Here is a 2,537-nt window from a genome sequence, read left to right as displayed (position 1 = left end):
GGACGGCTCCGCGCATGAGGGCGTCCACGCGGCCGAGCACCTCGCCGCCGAGCACGCTCTGGCCGGCCGTCACCGAGCGCAGCGCCGGGGCGATGGTGGCCACTTCCTGCTTGATAAGGTAACCCTTCGCGCCCAGGCGCAGGGCGCGCACGATGTACTCGTCGTCGGAGAACGTGGTGAGGAACACGACGCGCGCCTCCGGGTGCGCGGCCAGGATGCGCTCGGCCGCTTCGAGGCCGCCCACGCCCGGCATCTGGATGTCCATGAGCAGCACGTCGGGGCGCTCGCGCTCGAACAGCGCCACGGCTTCCTCGCCGTCATGGCCCTCGCCCGCCACGACGATGTCGGGCTCGGCGGAGAGGATGGTGGCGAGCGACGCGGTGACGAACGGGTCGTCGTCCACGACGCACACGCGGAGAGGCTCGGCGGCGGGCGCTTCGCTCATGCGGGGTCCCCCTTCGGAACGGTGGCGAACACTTTGAAGCCGCGGTCGTAGTCGAAACGGCAACGGCCGCCGAGCGCGCGGGCGCGATCGGCCATGGTGGACAATCCGATGCCCCCGTCGGCGCGGGGCGCGTCGCCCAGCATGTCGGACGGCGGCGGGACCGAGCCGTTGTCGTGCACGACCAGCCGGTAGAACGCCGGGTAGGCGGCCACCGACACCGACACGCGGCTGGCGTCGGAGTGCTTGGCGGCGTTGGAGAGCGCCTCGCGCACGATGGCGATGAAGCCGTAGCCCACGTCGGGCGGCACGTCGGATGCACGGTAGTCGATGTCCACGGCGAGCGTCGCGCAGGCGTCCGCCGCCTCCCGGATCTGCGTCTCCAGGTCGAACGCGTCGTCGTGCAGGTCGTGCACGCTCGCGCGCACGCAGCCCATGGCCTCGTGCAGCGTGTCGCCCACCTGGGCGAGCTCGCCGCGCACCCGCTCGTCGTCGCGGTGCACCACCTGCAGCGCCTCCACCTGCATGATGGAGCGCGTGAGCAGGTGCCCCACGTTGTCGTGTATCTCGCGCGCGATGCGCCCGCGCTCGGCCAGCGTAGCCAGCCTCACCTCGAGATCCTGCTTGTCGCGCAGGCCGCGGTTCTTCTCCTCGAGCGCGAGCGACGTCTCCTGCACGTCGTCGCGCAGGCGGCGGTACGCGGCGAGCTCGGCCTGGAAGCGGCGCGTGCGGTACGACAGCAGAAGGGCCAAGGCGCAGGCCAGCGCCATGAGGAGAGCGAGCACGGCATCGAGCCGCACGAGCGCGGAGAGCGCGGGAAGCAGCCAGCACCAGCGGACCAGCGGGTGGTCGTCGCGCGAGAGGTCGTACGCCGCGAGGGCCAGAAACGCCGCGAAGGGCGGCCACACGAGCGCCGCGAGCGCGTAGGCGAGCGCGGGAACGGAGGCGAGCCTCCGCGGCAGCACCTCGCCGAGCGCCGAGGCGGCCACGGAGCACAGCAGCGCCAGCAGCAGCGCGACCCCCCCATGGCAGCACGGCGAAGCATGCGAGGCAGCACGCGAGCACGACGACCTTGTCGACGATTCTCTCCATGGGGCCATGGTAGCAGGTCGCACGTCGCCGCACGGGCGGCCGCAGGCGAATCCGTGACATTTGTCATACCGGCAGCGACGATCGGTGACGGCGCTCACTGGCGGTGCGGGCGCAGACCGGGCATTATGGAGGCATCATCGAGGAGAAGGTAGGGAGATCCCCCATGGAAGACATCATCGCGGTCGACAACCTGGTGAAGCGCTACGGCGACATGGTCGCGCTCGACCATTTCAGCCTGCACATCGCGCCGGGCGAGGTGTTCGGCCTTCTGGGCCCCAACGGCTCGGGCAAGACCACGGCCATCAACTGCATGCTGCAGCTGCTCACCTACGACAAGGGCGCCATCCGCCTGTTCGGCGAGGACATGAAGCCGTCGCGCTACGACCTGAAGCGGCGCATCGGCGTGGTGCCGCAGAACGTGGCCGTGTTCGAGGAGCTCACGGTGCGCGGCAACATCGACTACTTCTGCGCGCTCTACGTGGACGACAGGCGCCGCCGCCAGGAGCTCGTGGAGGAGGCCATCGCGTTCGTGGGGCTGGAGGACTACACGAAGTTCCGCCCGCGCAAGCTATCGGGCGGCCTGCTGCGCCGCCTCAACATCGCGTGCGGCATTGCGCACAAGCCCGAGCTCATCTTCTTCGACGAGCCCACCGTAGCCGTGGACCCGCAGAGCAGGAACTCCATCCTCGAGGGCATCCTGCGCCTGAACGCGCAGGGGTCGACCATCGTGTACACGAGCCACTACATGGAGGAGGTGGAGGACATCTGCACGCGCATCATGATCATGGACGCGGGGCGGGCGCTCGCCACCGGCACGAACGACGAGCTCAAGGCCATGATCGGCACGGGCGAGCGCATCCGCGTGGAGGTGGATGCCTGCGACGACGAGGCGCTGGCCGCCCTGCGGGCGCTGCCGTGCGTGCTGGGGGCGTCCTTCGACGGGACGATGCTCGAGGCCGACTGCGGCAACGGCGCGCACAACGTGGCCGACGTGCTGGGCGTG

At 70.3% G+C, this 2,537-nt stretch carries 3 protein-coding genes; 1 reads left to right on the top strand and 2 read right to left on the bottom strand.

Annotation, left to right across the window (positions count from 1 at the left end; all coding sequences use genetic code 11):
• Positions 1 to 445, bottom strand: a 445-nt coding sequence (locus GPA_RS07005) for a response regulator (RefSeq protein ID WP_156791142.1), incomplete at its 3' end; no start/stop codon positions are given.
• Complete coding sequence (locus GPA_RS07000; protein WP_231847597.1) at positions 442 to 1,431, bottom strand: sensor histidine kinase; 990 nt, start codon at positions 1,429 to 1,431, stop codon at positions 442 to 444. The genes GPA_RS07005 and GPA_RS07000, both read right to left, overlap by 4 nt.
• Before the next feature lie 266 nt (positions 1,432 to 1,697).
• Here GPA_RS07000 and GPA_RS06995 point away from each other — a divergent pair.
• On the top strand, positions 1,698 to 2,537 hold an 840-nt coding region (locus tag GPA_RS06995), incomplete at its 3' end, for an ABC transporter ATP-binding protein (RefSeq protein WP_041239222.1).

Source organism: Gordonibacter pamelaeae 7-10-1-b (assembly GCF_000210055.1).
In the GTDB taxonomy this organism is placed as follows: domain Bacteria; phylum Actinomycetota; class Coriobacteriia; order Coriobacteriales; family Eggerthellaceae; genus Gordonibacter; species Gordonibacter pamelaeae.
Note: the sequence above shows the minus strand (reverse complement) of the source record. Positions and strands in the feature narration are given on the sequence as shown.